Origin of the sequence: Agrococcus sediminis (genome assembly GCF_007923295.1) — a bacterium.
In the GTDB taxonomy this organism is placed as follows: Bacteria; Actinomycetota; Actinomycetes; order Actinomycetales; family Microbacteriaceae; genus Agrococcus; species Agrococcus sediminis.
Window position 1 is genome coordinate 411092 of sequence record NZ_VOIR01000012.1, and the last position, 13024, is coordinate 424115.

Here is a 13024-nt window from a genome sequence, read left to right on the forward strand (position 1 = left end):
GTCAGGGTCGGGCGTCGGCAGGGATGAACGACAGCTTGTTGATCGGTCCCTGCCCGGTGATCGAGGTCCAGCCGCCGTAGGCGTCGCTCGAGTGGCCGTAGAGCCCGTTCGGGTAGAGGAGGGTGATCAACGGGAGCTCTTCGGCGATGAGCGCCTGGAGCTCGGCCGCGACGGCGCGCCGGGCCTCAGGGTCCGACTCCGTCCGCAGCTCGGCAGCCAGCGCATCGGCTTCCTCGCTGCGGTAGCCGGTGATGTTCAGGTTGCCGAGCGTCGGGTCGCTGTCCACCAGCGCACCCATCTGGCCGATGTCCGCCTGGGTGGGTGCCGACCAGCCGAATACAGCCATGTCGTAGTTGCGTCCCGCTGCGACGTCGTACTCCGGCCAGACCAGCTGGTCGAAGGCCTCCTGGTCGAGGGACGCCACCTCGACGCGCATCCCGATCTCGGCGTACTGCGCCGCCAGCAGCTCGGCGATGCGCATCCGCAGCGCGTTGCTCGATACCGCGAGCAGCTCGACCTCGAGTGCTTCGCCGTCGAGCTCGCGCACTCCGTCGCCGTCGCTGTCCGTGATCCCGGCCTCGTCGAGCAGAGCATTGGCCGCGTCCACGTCGAACGTCGTCTCGATGCTCTCGTCGTAGAACGGGGACTCGGGGTGCACCCAGCCGGCATTCCCCGGGATCGCGGCACCGAGGTAGACGTCCGAGACGAGCAGCTCGCGATCTGTGGCCAGATTGATCGCCTGACGCACGGCGACATCCGAGAACGGCGCCCGCTGCGTGTCGAACGCCAGCAACGTCGTCACGTACTCGGGTCCTTCGAGCACCGAGAGCCCCTGCTGCCCGTTCAGCACGGGAACCTGCTCAGGCGTCACCGACCGGGTGATGATGTCGATCTCGCCCGACCGCAGCGCGGCGACCGCGCCCGCGTCGTTCGCGAACTGGATGACCCTGATCTCCTCGACGGTGGGAGCACCGGCGAAGTATTCAGGGTTGGCCTGGAAGCTGTAGCTCGTGCCCGGGTCCGACTCCACGAGGCGGTACGGGCCGGAGCCGACGCTGGTCGACTCGTCGAAGGGCGCCTCGTCCGGAGCGTCGATGCTGGACCAGATGTGCTCCGGCAGGATCGGCAGCTCGGCGAGCGTGCGGAGCTCGAACGACGCCCCTGGCTCGAGCAGCTGGACGGAGACGGTCTCGCCGTCGACGGCGACCGACTCGACGTTCGAGACGGCGGTCCGGAAGCGTCCGGGAGGGCCGTCCTGGTAATAGGTGAAGCTGAACGCCACGTCCTCGGCCGTCAGCGGCTCGCCGTCGTGCCAGGCCGCGTCGTCGCGGATCGGCATCGTGTAGGTGAGCCCGTCCTCGGACGTGGTCACCTCCTCGGCGAGCCACGGCTGCGGGACTCCAGCCTCATCGATCTGCAGCAGGGAGTCGTAGACGAGGCCGAGGAGGTTGTAGCCGGTCGCGGTCTCGTACGTGTGGGGGGTGATGTTGCCCTCCTGGCCGAAGTTCGCCATGCGGACGATCTCCGCACTGCTCGCCCCGGCGTCTGGCGAGGGCCCCCCGCTCTCCTGGGGGGCTCCACCCGCGGCACAGCCGCCGAGCAGGGCCGCGATGGCAGTTGCGGAGACGATCGTCGACCAGCTCCGTCGTCGGTAGATGCGCTTCATTGCCTTCACTCCGTTCCTTCATGTTGCGCGCCGAGGAGGCGCTGTGTGTTGGTGTTTCAGGTTTGGCGAGTGAGCTCCGGCTCACCGAGCCGGACGCACGCCACGTCATGCGTCGGCGTCCAGGCGGTGAGCGTCGGCACCGTGGTGTCGCACCTGCCGATGACAGCGGCGGGGCATCGCGAGTGGAAGCGGCAGCCCGGTGGGGGCGATAGCGGGCTCGGCGGGTCGCCCTGCAACGGGGTGGGGGGGAAGCGCTTGGTCGGATCAGGCGTCGGCACGGCACCGAGCAGCGCGCGCGTGTAGGGGTGCTGCGGGGAGCCGAAGATCGCTTCACGATCCCCCACTTCGACGATCTTGCCCAGGTACATGACCGCGACGCGGTGGGCGATGTCGCGGATCACCGCGAGGTCGTGCGAGATCACCAGCAACGAGACCCCGAGATCCGCCTGCAGGCGACGGAGGAGACCGAGGATCTGCGTCTGCACCGTCACGTCCAGCGCCGAGACCGGCTCATCGCACACCAGCAGGGAAGGCTCGAGGCTCAGTGCTCGAGCGATCGCGACCCGCTGCCGCTGCCCGCCGCTCAGCTGGTGGGGATGCCGTCGCGCCAGCTGCGGGTCGAGCTCGACGAGCTCGAGCAGCTCTGCGGCGCGAGCTCGGCGGCCGCTCGCCGACATGCGGTGGTTGATCAGCAGCGGCTCGGTGACGATCTCCTGCACCGAGAGCCCCGGGTTCATCGAGGATGAAGGATCCTGGAACACCATCTGCGCGTTGCGTCGGAGTGCGCTCAGCGATGCTCGCCTCGCCCCAGCGACATCCTGGCCGGCGAGGTGTACGGTGCCGTGGCGCATCGGTTCGAGACCGAGGAGGGCGCGGGCGAACGTCGACTTCCCCGACCCGCTCTCTCCGACAAGCCCGACGGTCTCGCCCGCGGCGATCTCGAGGGAGACATCGTCGACGGCTCGGACGAGGCGGTTCCCCGTTCGTAGTCCGCGCTTCACCTGGTAGGCGACCTCCAGGTCGCGGACGTCGACCGCGGCGGTGCCGGTCGCCGTCGCCCGCGGCGGCAGCTCGCGCAGCGGCGCATCCAGGCGAGGCATGCTCTCGAGCAGCGCGATCGTGTAGGCCTCGCGCGGAGCCGCGAAGATGTCGTGGCAGCTCCCACGCTCGACGACGCGACCGCTCTGCATGACCGTGATGTCGTCGGCGATCTGCGCGACCACCCCGAGGTCGTGGCTGATCCAGATCGTGGTCATCGATCGCTCGGCCGTGATGCGCTGGACGAGCCTGAGGATCTGCGCCTGCACCGTGACATCCAGTGCAGTCGTCGCCTCGTCGGCGATGAGGACCCGGGGCTCCGCGGCGAGAGCCATGGCGATCATGACGCGTTGACGCATGCCGCCGGAGAACTGGTGCGGGTACTCCTTGACGCGCCGCTCCGCCTCAGGGATGCCGACTTCCGCCAGCAGCTCGGCAGCTCGCTTCCAGGTCGCGCCGGCGGCGGTGCCGCGGTGTGCAGTCATCGACTCGAGGATCTGCGCACCCACGGTCATCACCGGGTTCAAGGAGGACAGCGGATCCTGGAAGATCACACCGATCTCGGCGCCTCGTACCGCCCGCAGCTCTGCGGGCGCAGCATCCACCAGCTCCTTCCCGAGGTACCGGATCGATCCACTGACCTGCGCTTCCTCCGGGAGGAGGCCCAGCACTCCCATCATGGTGACGCTCTTGCCGGATCCCGACTCTCCCACGATCGCGTGCGTCGTGCCCGAGCGGACGGTGATGTCGACCCCGCGCACCGCGTCCACGTCGCCGCTCGAGGTCCGGAACGAGACGCTGAGGTCACGGATCTCGAGCGCTGCAGGGCCGTCGGCTGCCGGGGCCGTCGTGCGCACATCTGCTTCCGGTTTCAGCATGGGAATCCCTGCGTCTCGAGGTCGGACCGGTGATGCGAGGGCACGAGAGAGGAACATTCGGTTCATCATCGAGCCGCTTGCTGGATACCACCGGGGGGTATGCGTAGACCGTACACGGACGGGTCGGAAATGCGAAGCGACGGCGCTCGGGCGCGTCGAGATGCGCGAGCTGCGGTGCGCTGAGGCGGCGCCTCACCGTCCCTCCGCCGCCCTGGCTCAGGCCAGGCCGCTCAGGCGACGCCGAGCCGCGATGCCGCCCGGGCGACGTGGGGCCCGGCGTTCCAACCCACGACCCCGGTGAGCACGCCGTGAGCGTCGGTGAGCTCGGTGATGAGGCCGCCGCCCTCGAGCTCGACGGGGCGCTCGGCGGCGCCGAGCGCGGCCGAGCCCCTGCCTGCGACCACCGCGCCGTGCGCCATCAGCGTGAAGCCCGTCGTCACGCGCCATGGGCCCGGGTCCTCGGCGAGGCCGAGGTCGTGCAGCACCGCGCGCGCCGCGTGCGCGCCCTGGGCGCCCGCCGCATCCCAGTGGTCGGCGCGCAGGCCGCCGGTCACGGCGGCGGCGCTGCCCGCGGCGTAGACACCATCAGCCCCCTCCACGCGCATCCGGTCGTCGACGGCGATGGCGCCGTCGAAGCCCGCCCACGCCGTGTCGGGCCGCGAGCCGACGACGACGAGCACGGCGTCGGCGGTGAGCTCGCTCCCGTCGGCAAGCTCGACGATCGCGGCGTCCGAGGGCGCAGCGGGCGTCGCCGCGGCCGACGCTGCCCGGATCGCGACAACCTCGGTGCCCAAGCGGGCGTCGACGCTCTCGGCGCGCAGCGCCGCGAGGCGCGTCGCGATCTCGGTACCGAGCGCGGCGCGCAGGGGCAGCGGCGAGCGCCCCACGAGCGTCACGCGGGCGCCCGCCTCCGCGAAGTGGCTCGCGACCTCGGCGCCGATGAAGCCTGCGCCCAGTATCACCAGCCTGGCCCCAGCGGGCTCCGGTAGGGCCTCGCGGAGCGCCTGCGCGTCGCGCGCGGCGTGCATGGCGTGGAGGCGCACCGCGCCGTCGACGGCGATCGCCGCGTCGAGGGCGCGCGGGGCGCTGCCGGGTGCGAGCACGACCGCGATGCCGCGCAGGACCCGGCCGTCGTCCAGGACGATGGCCCGCTCCGTGCCGTCGAGGCGCGCGGCGCGGGCGTCGATCACCTCGACATCCGGCAGCGGCGGGAGCGCGATCTGCTCGGCCGTCAGCAGTCCGGGCAGCACCCCCTTGTCGACGAGGGTGCGGTTGATCGGCGCGGCGCCCTCGCCGTTGATCAGTCGGATGGGCCCGGAGAACCCTTCGGTCCGGAGCGCACGGGCGCAGCCGTGCCCGGCCGCCCCGGCACCCACGATCAGCACTGCCTGCTCGAACGACGACATCCGTCCCGCCTCTCCTCGCGACCGCTTGCGCGGATACCCCCCTGGGGTATACCTTTCACGGTAACAGCACGGAGGGCCGATCGGGCCCGCGGATCCAGGAGGCGACCATGACGACGACCGAGTACCAGGTGACCGGGATGACCTGCGGCCACTGCGAGGGCGCGATCCGCAGCGAGGTCGGCCAGATCGCCGGCGTCTCCGGCATCGAGGTCAGCGCCGCCTCCGGCCACCTCGCGGTCTCGACCGCAGGCGACGCGCCCGTCGACGACGCGGCCGTGCTCGCCGCCGTCGAGGAGGCCGGCTACGAGGCACGCGTCGCCTGACGCACCACGGTGCCCGCCCGCATCGGCACACACCGCATCCCGCTCCGCTCCCCACGCAGCCCCGACGAAGAGGACCCGATGAACACTCCCGCCCGTCTCAGCATCTACGGCCTCGGCCTGGTCGCCGCCTTCGGCGCAGCCTTCCTGGTCGCCGGCGCGGTGGTGCCCGACTCCGCCGTCGAGGCTCGCGCCGCAGAGGTCGAGGAGGGCCATGGCGCCCACGAGGAGACGGTGCTGCCCGACGAGGCGGCCTCCGCCGCGCTCCCGGGCCTCTCGCTCGACGCCGACGGCTATCGGCTGAGCCCGATCACGGCGCCCGACGCGGTCGGCGAGGAGGAGGAGCTGCGCTTCTCGGTGCTCGGTGCCGACGACCAGCCGCTGCTCGAGTACACCGAGGAGCACGAGAAGGACCTGCACCTCATCGTCGTCCGCCAGGACGGCAGCGAGTTCCGGCACGTGCACCCCGAGATCGACGCCGAGGGCACGTGGTCGCTCCCCTGGAGCTGGGAGGAGGCGGGCACCTACCGCGTCTTCGCCGACTTCACGCCGGGCGGCGCCGAGAGCGGCGTGACGCTCACCCGCACCCTCAGCGTCGCCGGCGACTTCGAGCCCGCCGCCCAGGAGGACGAGGTGCGCACCTCGCAGGCCGGCGACTTCGAGGTCGAGCTCATCGGCGACCTGGCCGCAGGCGGCAGCTCGACGCTCACCGTCGAGGTCACTCGCGACGGCCAGCCCGTGACCACCATGGAGCCGTACCTCGGCGCCTTCGGCCACCTCGTGGCGCTGCGCGACGGCGACCTCGCCTACCTGCACGTGCACCCCGAGGGCGCCGAGCCGGAGGCGGGTCAGCTCTCCGGCCCCACCGTCGAGTTCGCCACCGAGGCGCCGACGCCCGGCCGCTACCTCCTCTACTTCGACTTCCAGGTCGACGGCGAGGTGCAGACCGCCTCGTTCGTGCTCGGCACCGACGGGGAGGCCTCCGAGAGCGGCACGTCCGACGAGGGCGACCACGAGGAGCCCGCCGAGGGCGACACGCACGACGACGGCGAAGACGACCACTGAGCCGCTGACGCTCCCCTACGCGAACGCAAGGATCGAACATCATGTCCACACCCGAAGTCGTCAGCGAACGGCCCGCGAGCAGCTACGAGATCGAGATCGGCGGCATGACGTGCTCGTCGTGCGCGATGCGCATCGAGAAGAAGCTGAACAAGCTCGAGGGCGTCGAGGCGTCGGTGAACTACGCCACCGAGAAGGCCAGGGTCTCGGCCCCCGAGGGGTTCGACCCGTCGCTGCTCATCGCGGAGGTCGAGAAAACCGGCTACACGGCGACCCTGCCCAAGCCGAAGGCCGCTGAGCCGCAGCCCGGCGACGAGGACGAGCCCGTCGACCACGAGCTCGTGGCACTCCGGCAGCGGCTCATCGGCTCCATCGTGCTCTCGGTGCCGGTCATCCTCATGGCGATGATCCCCGCGCTGCAGTTCACCTACTGGCAGTGGCTCTCCCTCGCCCTCGCGTCGCCCGTCATCGTCTGGGCGGCCTGGCCGTTCCACCGCGCGGCATGGATGAACCTGCGCCACGGCGCGGCGACCATGGACACCCTGGTGTCGGTCGGCACCGGCTCCGCGTTCATCTGGTCCCTGTTCGCGCTCTTCTTCGGCACCGCCGGCGTCCCGGGCATGACGCACCCCTTCGAGCTGTCGATCGCGCCGAGCGACGGCGCCGCGAACATCTACCTCGAGGTCGCCGCCGGCGTCACGATGTTCATCCTCGCGGGGCGCTACTTCGAGAAGCGCTCGAAGCGCCAGGCGGGAGCGGCGCTGCGCGCGCTGCTCGAGCTCGGCGCGAAGGACGTCGCGGTGATGCGCGGCGGCGCCGAGGTGCGCATCCCGATCGACGAGCTCGCGGTGGGCGACGAGTTCGTCGTGCGCCCCGGCGAGAAGATCGCGACCGACGGCGTGATCGTCTCCGGCATGTCGGCCATCGACGCGTCGATGCTGACCGGCGAGTCGGTCCCCGTGGAGGCCGGCCCGGGCGACGCCGTCACGGGCGCGACCGTCAACGCGAGCGGCCGGCTCGTCATCCGGGCCACGCGGGTCGGCTCCGACACGCAGCTCGCGCAGATGGCCAAGCTGGTCGAGGATGCGCAGTCGGGCAAGGCCGAGGTGCAGCGCCTCGCCGACCGGGTCTCGGGCATCTTCGTGCCGGTCGCCATCGGGATCGCGGTCGTCGCGCTCGGCGCCTGGCTCGGCGCCGGCTTCCCGGTCGCGAGCGCCTTCACTGCCGCGGTCGCGGTGCTCATCATCGCCTGCCCCTGCGCGCTCGGCCTCGCGACGCCGACGGCGCTGCTCGTCGGCACGGGCCGCGGTGCGCAGATGGGCATCCTGATCAAGGGCCCCGAGGTGCTCGAGTCGACCCGCAAGGTCAACACGATCGTGCTCGACAAGACCGGCACCGTCACGTCGGGCAGGATGACGCTCGTCGACGCGGTCGCCGCCCCGGGCACCGACCGCGGCCAGCTGCTGCGACTCGCCGGTGCGATCGAGGACGCCTCCGAGCACCCGATCGCCCAGGCGATCGCCAAGGGCGCCACCGAGGAGCTCGACCTCCTGCTGCCGCCGGTCGAGGACTTCCGCAGCATCGAGGGCAAGGGCGTCACCGGCGTCGTCGACGGGCACGCGGTGCTCGTCGGCCGCCAGTCGCTGCTCGACGACTGGTCGGTGGCCGTCGATGACGAGCTGCAGCGCCGCAAGGCCGCAGCCGAGGAGCAGGGCAAGACCGCCGTGCTCGTGGCCTGGGACGGCGAGATCCGCGGCCTCCTGGTCGTCGCCGACACCGTCAAGCCGACGAGCGCGCAGGCGATCCGGCAGTTCCGCGAGCTCGGGCTGACGCCGATCCTGCTCACGGGCGACAACGAGACGGTCGCGAAGCGGATCGCCGCCGAGGTGGGCATCGACGAGGTCATCGCCGAGGTGCTGCCGAGCGACAAGGCCGACGTCATCTCGCGGCTCCAGTCCGAGGGCAAGGTCGTCGCGATGGTCGGCGACGGCGTCAACGACGCGGCTGCGCTCGCGCAGGCCGACCTGGGCCTCGCCATGGGCACCGGCACGGACGCCGCCATCCAGGCATCCGACATCACGCTGGTCAGGGGCGACCTGCGCAGCGCGGCCGACGCCATCCGGCTCGCCCGCAGGACGCTCGGCACCATCAAGGGCAACCTGTTCTGGGCCTTCGCCTACAACGTGGCCGCCATCCCGCTCGCGGCCTTCGGCCTGCTCAACCCGATGCTCGCCGGTGCGGCGATGGCGTTCTCCAGCGTCTTCGTCGTCGGCAACAGCCTCCGCCTTCGCTCCTTCAAGAGTCGCGCGGTGGACCCCCAGACGTCGGCCGCCGCGCGCGCCTAGCGCCGGCGACGACGACTGACCTCACCCACACCCCGAAAGGAACCCACCATGTGCGAAGCCCACGACCACGCCGCCGCCACCACCACCGAGGCCGCGACCGCCGAGTGTCCCGTGATGCGCGGCAACCACGTCGATAAGGCCGACGCCGAGGCGCAGGGCCTCGTCCGCGAGTACCAGGGCGAGACGTACTACCTCTGCTGCGCGGCATGCGGCCCGCTGTTCGACGCTGACCCCGAGAAGTACCTCGTCGCGGCCTGAGTCGCCGGCACGACGGAAGAGGCGCCACCCAATGCGGGGCGGCGCCTCTTCCGCGTCGCGGCGTCCGGTCGTAACTGCGCTCCCAGTCGACGCGCTGTTGCCGCGCCGGTCTGGCTATGCCATTGTTTGCGTATGAACGCAGATATGCAAGTAGTCGACGAGCCGGTCGAGCTCGCGGTCGAGGTCTTCTCGATGCTCGCCGACGCGACGCGGGTGAAGATCCTGCTGGCGCTCCGCGAGGGCGAGCAGTCGGTCGGCGACCTCGCCGCCGCGGTGCGGAAGCCCACGCCCGGCGTCTCGCAGCACCTCGCCAAGCTGCGCCTCGCGCGCATGGTGGTCGCCCGCCACGAGGGCACCCGCGTCTACTACCGGCTCGCCGACGACCACGCGAGCGAGCTCGTCGCCGTCGCCATGCACCAGGCCGAGCACATGCTCGGCACGGCCCCCGAGCACCTCGGCGTGCCCGAGGAGGTGGGCGGCGACCGTGCGTGAGGTGCTGCGGAACCCCGCCTACGCCAAGCTCTTCAGCGCGCAGATCGTCGCGCTGCTCGGCACGGGCCTCCTGACGGTCGCGCTGGGACTCCTCGCCTTCGACCTCGCGGGCGGCGACGCCGGCGTCGTGCTCGGCATCGCGCTCACGATCAAGATGCTCGCGTACGTGGGCGCCGGGCCGCTGCTCATCGCGGCGACCAGCCGCGTGCCGCGGAAGGCGCTGCTCATCGGCGCCGACGTCGTGCGCGCCGCGATCGCGCTCCTGCTGCCGCTCGTCGGCGAGGTGTGGCAGATCTATGTGCTCATCTTCCTGCTGCAGTGCGCATCCGCCACCTTCACTCCCGCCTTCCAGGCGGTGATCCCCGAGATCCTGCCCGACGAGCGCCAGTACACCCGCGCCCTCTCGCTGTCGCGGCTCGCCTACGACCTCGAGTCGCTCGTGAGCCCCGCGCTCGCCGCCGCGCTGCTGCTCGTCACGAGCTACTCCAACCTGTTCCTGGGCACCGTCGCCGGCTTCGCGCTCTCGGCGCTGCTCGTCGTCGCGACGCGGTTCCCCGCCATCGAGGCGCAGCAGGGGCTGACGTTCTTCCAGCGCCTGACGCAGGGCGCGCGCATCTTCCTGCAGCACGCCGAGCTGCGGGCGCTGCTCGCGCTCAACCTCGCGGTCGCGGCGCCCACGGCGATGGTGATCGTGAACACCGTGGTGCTCGTGCAGGACCGGCTCGCGCGGCCGCAGGCGGATGTCGCGTTCCTGCTCGCCGCCTACGGCGCGGGCTCCATGGTCGTCGCGCTGCTGCTGCCGCGGCTGCTCGAACGCGTGCCCGACCGCACGGTCATGCTCGCGGGCGCCGCGTCGGCGACGCTCGGGCTCGGAGGGACGACGGCCGCGCTCCTGACGGTGCCGTCCTGGCCGATGCTGCTCGCGCTCTGGGCGGTGCTGGGAGCGGGCAACGCGGCGATCCTCACCGCGTCGTCGCGGCTGCTGCGGCGCAACGCCTCGACGCAGGAGCGCCCGGCCGTCTTCGCCGCGCAGTTCTCGCTGTCGCACGCGTGCTTCATCGTCACCTACCCCCTCGCGGGCGTGCTCGGCGCGGCGCTCGGGCTCGGCTGGACCGCGCTCGTGCTGGGGGCGATCGCGGGCGTCGCCACCCTGGCGGCCGCGCTGCTGTGGACGAGCCGGGAGCCGGCGCGGCTCGAGCCCGTCACCGATTGAGGATCGGTCGCGGAACGAGGAGGCTCGCTCCTCGATCCGCGGCGGGCTCCGATTCGCTCCTCGATCGGTCGCGCGGCGCAGCCATGACCGCGTGGGCGCGGCCGAGTGCCTGGTGGCACTGCGATACTCGGGGCGATGAAGGCGCACGAGACCGTGATGGGCTGGGTGACGGCCGAGCTGCAGAGCGGCCGGCTGTCGATCGGCGATCACCTGCCCGGTGAACGCGCGCTCGCCGAGACGCTGGGCGTGTCGCGCGGATCGCTGCGGGAGGCCCTCCGCGTGCTCGAGGCGGTCGGCGCCATCCGCACCTCGACCGGCTCCGGCCCGCGCTCGGGCACGATCATCACCGCGTCACCGGGTCAGGCGCTCGCCCTCTCGCTCAACCTGCAGCTCGCGACCCGCCACGTCGAGCACGCCCACGTGTTCGAGGTGCGGCTGCTGCTCGAGGCCTGGAGCGCCGAGCACGCCGATCTCGCCAGCGGCGACTGGCCGACGGCCGAGCGCCTCCTCGACCGCATGGACGACCCCGGGCTCGGCGTGCCCGAGTTCCTCCAGCTCGACGCCGAGTTCCACGTCGCGCTGTCGCGCGCGGCGGGCAATCCGCTCATCAGCACGCTCATGGACGCGCTGCGCACCTCCATCGCCGACCACACGCTCGCGCGCGCGCAGGCGCTGCCCGACTGGCCGACGACGGCGACGCGGCTCCGCGGGGAGCATCGCGGCATCTATGAGCGGATGCGCGCCGACGACCGGGAGGGCGCTGCAGCGCTGCTTCGCGACCACATCCGCGGCTACTACGCCGAGACCTCGACGGAGCCGGACGGCGCTCGCACCGCGACGGACGCGACGGGGTAGCGACGCGCTCCGCCGGTGCGGACCGCGCGCCTTCGGCGCTTGACGGCGGGTGCCCGCTGCTCTATCGTCGCTGTGGTCTGACCACATGGTCCGACCACACTCGAACGCTTCTCGAAGGAGAGAAACCGTGGCCAGCACCTCTGCTCCCGCAGCTCAGCCGCCGCATCGGCTCAACTACCGCGTCCTGTTCGGCAGCCTCTCCGGCAGCGTCATCGAGTGGTTCGACTTCCTCGTGTACGGCACGGTCGCCGCCCTCGTCTTCAACCGCATCTTCTTCCCCACCGACGACCCGTTCATCTCGACGCTGCTGGCCTACGCGTCGTTCTCGCTGACGTTCTTCTTCCGGCCCATCGGCGGCGTCGTCTTCGCGCACATCGGCGACCGGATCGGCCGCAAGAAGACGCTGTTCCTCACGCTGATGCTGATGGGCGGCGGCACCGTCGCGATCGGCCTCCTGCCCGACTACTCGGCGATCGGCATCTGGGCCCCGATCCTGCTCGTCCTCTTCCGCATCATGCAGGGCATCGGCATCGGCGGCGAGTGGGGCGGAGCCCTGCTGCTGGCCTACGAGTACGCACCGAAGCACCGCCGAGGCCTCTACGGTGCCGTGCCGCAGATGGGCATCAGCCTCGGCCTGCTCCTCGCCTCGGCCGTCGTCGCGCTGCTGACGCTCATGCCCGAGGACCAGTTCCTGGCATGGGGCTGGCGGATCCCGTTCGTCGCGAGCGTCGTGCTGGTCTTCATCGGCCTGTGGATCCGCAACGGACTGGACGAGACGCCCGAGTTCCAGCGGATCCGCGACACCGGCGCGCGCCTGCGCCTGCCCATCAAGGAGGTCGTCACGAAGCACTGGGGCGCCGTGCTCGTCTCGATCGGCGCGAAGGCCGCCGAGACCGGCCCCTTCTACATCTTCGGCACCTACGTGATCGCCTACGCCACGAACATCCTCGACGTGCGCCAGAACATCGTGCTGCTCGCCGTCGCGGCCGCGGCGCTCGTCGCCACGGTGTGGATGCCGTTCTTCGGCCATCTCTCCGACCGCGTCGGCCGCGCCGTGCTCTACCGGATCTCGGCGACGGCGACGATCGTGCTCGTCGCGCCCTACTTCTGGGTCCTGAACACCGGTGAGACGTGGGCGGTCTTCGCCGCGACCATCGTCGCGTTTGGCCTGCTGTGGGGCAGCGTGAACGCGATCCTCGGCACGCTGATCGCCGAGAGCTTCAGCCCCGAGGTGCGCTACACCGGCGCGACGCTCGGCTACCAGGTGGGCGCTGCGATCTTCGGCGGCACCGCGCCGCTGATCGCGGCGTGGCTGCTCGAGGCGAGCGGCGGCGAGTGGTGGCCGATCGCCGTCTACGTAGCCATCTGCGCCGGCCTGTCGGTCGTCGCCTCATTCTTCATCTCGCGCGTCGCGCACGTCGAGGCGACGCAGGAGGCCACGACGAGCGATCCCGTGCCCGACGTGCGCTGAGCGCCGCGCCAGCCGCGCCC

The 13024-nt window shown here is 71.5% G+C and carries 11 protein-coding genes; 8 read left to right on the top strand and 3 right to left on the bottom strand.

Annotated features, from left to right (window positions below; all coding sequences use genetic code 11):
* Position 1: 1 nt before the first annotated feature.
* From FQ330_RS05670 to FQ330_RS05680, 3 genes are all read right to left on the bottom strand, one after another.
* Entirely contained in the window at positions 2 to 1513 is a 1512-nt protein-coding gene (locus FQ330_RS05670; RefSeq protein ID WP_192575853.1) for an ABC transporter substrate-binding protein, read from the bottom strand.
* Positions 1514 to 1722: 209 nt separating this feature from the next.
* Entirely contained in the window at positions 1723 to 3582 is a 1860-nt protein-coding gene (locus tag FQ330_RS05675) for an ABC transporter ATP-binding protein (protein ID WP_192575854.1), read from the bottom strand.
* 230 nt (positions 3583 to 3812) lie between these two features.
* Positions 3813 to 4988, bottom strand: coding sequence for an FAD-dependent oxidoreductase (locus FQ330_RS05680; RefSeq protein WP_146355888.1), 1176 nt, complete (start codon positions 4986 to 4988; stop codon positions 3813 to 3815).
* A 107-nt stretch (positions 4989 to 5095) separates the two neighbouring features.
* Between FQ330_RS05680 and FQ330_RS05685 the strand changes: the two genes are divergently transcribed.
* The 8 genes from FQ330_RS05685 (at position 5096) to FQ330_RS05720 (ending at position 13004) form a co-directional block, all read left to right on the top strand.
* Positions 5096 to 5311: a heavy-metal-associated domain-containing protein gene (locus tag FQ330_RS05685; protein WP_146355890.1), complete on the top strand. Its 216-nt coding sequence runs from the start codon at positions 5096 to 5098 to the stop codon at positions 5309 to 5311.
* Positions 5312 to 5389: 78 nt separating this feature from the next.
* Positions 5390 to 6373 carry a heavy-metal-associated domain-containing protein gene (locus FQ330_RS05690; RefSeq protein WP_146355892.1) on the top strand — a complete coding sequence of 328 codons (984 nt, stop codon included), beginning with the start codon at positions 5390 to 5392 and terminating at the stop codon, positions 6371 to 6373.
* A 41-nt stretch (positions 6374 to 6414) separates the two neighbouring features.
* The gene (locus tag FQ330_RS05695) at positions 6415 to 8715 is read left to right on the top strand and encodes a heavy metal translocating P-type ATPase (RefSeq protein WP_128189035.1); all 2301 of its coding nucleotides are present in this window, start codon (positions 6415 to 6417) and stop codon (positions 8713 to 8715) included.
* A gap of 48 nt (positions 8716 to 8763) precedes the next feature.
* Complete coding sequence (locus tag FQ330_RS05700) at positions 8764 to 8973, top strand: YHS domain-containing protein (RefSeq protein ID WP_128189034.1); 210 nt, start codon at positions 8764 to 8766, stop codon at positions 8971 to 8973.
* A 144-nt stretch (positions 8974 to 9117) separates the two neighbouring features.
* Positions 9118 to 9465, top strand: coding sequence for an ArsR/SmtB family transcription factor (locus FQ330_RS05705; RefSeq protein ID WP_225792706.1), 348 nt, complete (start codon positions 9118 to 9120; stop codon positions 9463 to 9465).
* On the top strand, positions 9458 to 10678 hold the full coding sequence (locus FQ330_RS05710; protein WP_146355897.1) for an MFS transporter: 1221 nt from the start codon (positions 9458 to 9460) through the stop codon (positions 10676 to 10678). The genes FQ330_RS05705 and FQ330_RS05710 overlap by 8 nt, the downstream gene beginning before the upstream one ends.
* 135 nt (positions 10679 to 10813) lie before the next feature.
* A complete protein-coding gene (locus FQ330_RS05715; RefSeq protein WP_146355899.1) occupies positions 10814 to 11533 on the top strand; it encodes a FadR/GntR family transcriptional regulator in 720 nt (239 codons plus the stop codon).
* Positions 11534 to 11660: 127 nt separating this feature from the next.
* Positions 11661 to 13004 (top strand): MFS transporter, encoded by a 1344-nt coding sequence (locus tag FQ330_RS05720; protein ID WP_225792707.1) that lies wholly within the window; start codon positions 11661 to 11663, stop codon positions 13002 to 13004.
* Positions 13005 to 13024 lie beyond the last annotated feature (20 nt).

Bases quoted from the DNA above. Each gene is read 5' to 3' on its own strand.
- FQ330_RS05715 (WP_146355899.1), top strand. From the start codon at position 10,814: ATGAAGGCGCACGAGACCGTGATGGGCTGGGTGACGGCCGAGCTGCAG.
- FQ330_RS05670 (WP_192575853.1), bottom strand. From the start codon at position 1,513: ATGGCGAACTTCGGCCAGGAGGGCAACATCACCCCCCACACGTACGAG.
- FQ330_RS05705 (WP_225792706.1), top strand. From the start codon at position 9,118: ATGCAAGTAGTCGACGAGCCGGTCGAGCTCGCGGTCGAGGTCTTCTCG.
- FQ330_RS05700 (WP_128189034.1), top strand. From the start codon at position 8,764: ATGTGCGAAGCCCACGACCACGCCGCCGCCACCACCACCGAGGCCGCG.
- FQ330_RS05680 (WP_146355888.1), bottom strand. From the start codon at position 4,988: ATGTCGTCGTTCGAGCAGGCAGTGCTGATCGTGGGTGCCGGGGCGGCC.
- FQ330_RS05685 (WP_146355890.1), top strand. From the start codon at position 5,096: ATGACGACGACCGAGTACCAGGTGACCGGGATGACCTGCGGCCACTGC.
- FQ330_RS05675 (WP_192575854.1), bottom strand. From the start codon at position 3,582: ATGCTGAAACCGGAAGCAGATGTGCGCACGACGGCCCCGGCAGCCGAC.
- FQ330_RS05690 (WP_146355892.1), top strand. From the start codon at position 5,390: ATGAACACTCCCGCCCGTCTCAGCATCTACGGCCTCGGCCTGGTCGCC.
- FQ330_RS05695 (WP_128189035.1), top strand. From the start codon at position 6,415: ATGTCCACACCCGAAGTCGTCAGCGAACGGCCCGCGAGCAGCTACGAG.